Source organism: Paenibacillus sp. P4_E11, assembly GCF_056401635.1.
On record NZ_JBFUIX010000390.1, the window covers coordinates 1 to 1,921 of the forward strand.

The following is a 1,921-nucleotide window of genomic DNA, read 5'->3' on the forward strand; positions in this document are numbered from 1 at the left end:
ACACCTCGATCGGTGGCCTGCTACGTTAAAGGGCAGTTTAATACATTACCCTGAGTGTCATGCAAACCCCTGTAGTGGAAGGAAATTGCCAATAAAGAGATCAAGGGGGCAAGACCAGGAAGTGATGACATGGATCGGCTCAGTGAAACGGGATGAACCGTTTTTTTCACCCGATGTGCAGATCGTTCCGGTCAGAAAATTTCTCTGTGAATCCGTTGATATTCAAGCGGGACAAATAAATTACCCGTTAGTGCCCCGCTTTTGGTTTTCTCCAGTTCCAGAGGGTGCTAAAGATGAGATACAGCCCCATGACTAATGCAACCACTATTAGGGTGAATTCCGACATGTTCTCCATGGAATCGAGCCAACCTATTTTTTTCATGCCGAACAGACTGATGTTAAACACAATCCCAATCAGCATAACGGACCATATGGATGAAAGGCGTACATAGATGGATCCGTATATGAATCCTAACGCCACTCCCAGAAGCTGCATCGCAATTCCTCCCGGCTGCAACGCCGCTATAATCAGAGCGATGACCAGAATCGGCCAGAAAACGGGTACATGTTTTCGGGMTTCGTTAAACATGATACCGATGAACAGGATCAGCTCCAGTGCCGTGGTGAACACGGAGGAAACTATTAAGTAAGCGAAAGGAACAGAGTTGTAATATTCCTCTGTAAAATCATTGAAAGTTGTGATGTTGTAGTAAAGAAGCAGTTTCATAGTGGCAGCGTTTAAGAAAGTGAACGCAAGGCCGACTGTGATCATGTGAACCGAACAGCTCAGACTGATCGGCGAGAAACGGCTAAGTCTCCAGAAGCTTCCCGGTGTCTGTTTCAAAAGCCGGTATTTGATGGCGTAAACAATGGCGGAAAGACCGATCGTAATTACAAGTACCATGAACACCTGGATCGGGATGTTCTCTCCTTTTCCGAACTGCCCCCACCCTAAGATAGGATCAATGACGGTATTATAGAGGAAAATCACTAAAATGATGACCGCCAAATATAGCAAGTAATTTCCCAGCATCGATAAATATCTCTTCATGAGAATCGCCGCCTTTCAATTTCGAGTAATAAACTAAATCATCCCTTTTCAGAATATTCCTAACCCAACAATCTAATAACCCGAATTCTATTTGCCGAAAAATAGCGCATGGATGCAGGAGATTGCTAACTATCGACAGGAGGTAATATAGTGGCTAAAATCATTGTTATGTACGAGGAGCCGAATGACAAAGAAGGATTTGAGAACCATTATTACAATTGTAGAGTAGAATTATGAAGATATGACCTTCCTGGAGGTATAATCGAAATCGATGAATCATGAACAAAAACTGTTTATGAGAGAGTTTAACTGCTTTCCGAGAGAAGTCCCCTTCCTCTTCAGGGAGGGGGTGAATTTCGGCTAGGCGAAGCCTAGAGGCTATTGACTTTGAACTAAATCCAATTGCCTATTACAATCGCTAATGGCTTTTTTGAACGAAGTCGAAAAAACTACAACATTTTCCAACAATGACAGATTGGATCCTATCATTAGCTCAGAAAGCGCTGTCAATGAGAACATTTGTTTGGTATAATCAATTCATACAAACATTTCTTATTTTTTTTGATGTGGGAAGGCAGGCAAGAGCCGATAAATCTGATTACATGTTCAGAAGAGGCAGGATCATCTATTACCATTTCAACCCTATCGAGAATCAGGAAAGGAGGAGAAAACGAAGTGATCCGATGTGTCAAAATAGCGTTTCAAACTTCAAAAGCCAATCTGGATCAACTATTTGAGTGCAACCGCATTTCAGCACAAATTTGGAACGAGTGCCTATCTCTTGCTAAAGACTTTGCCACCCAACACAACGGAAAATGGATTGGAAAAACAGAACTTCAAGCAGCATTGAAACATCGATTCCCCTTGCAT

1 protein-coding gene and 1 pseudogene are annotated in these 1,921 nt (G+C 42.4%); one reads left to right on the forward strand and one right to left on the reverse strand.

The window, feature by feature from the left end; all coding sequences use genetic code 11:
- Nucleotides 1-247 precede the first annotated feature (247 nt).
- A complete protein-coding gene (locus tag AC1DWB_RS34350; protein WP_477545559.1) occupies nucleotides 248-1,051 on the reverse strand; it encodes a hypothetical protein in 804 nt (267 codons plus the stop codon).
- A gap of 675 nt (nucleotides 1,052-1,726) precedes the next feature.
- Here AC1DWB_RS34350 and AC1DWB_RS34355 point away from each other — a divergent pair.
- Nucleotides 1,727-1,921: pseudogene (locus AC1DWB_RS34355) on the forward strand (hypothetical protein); the annotation flags it as partial.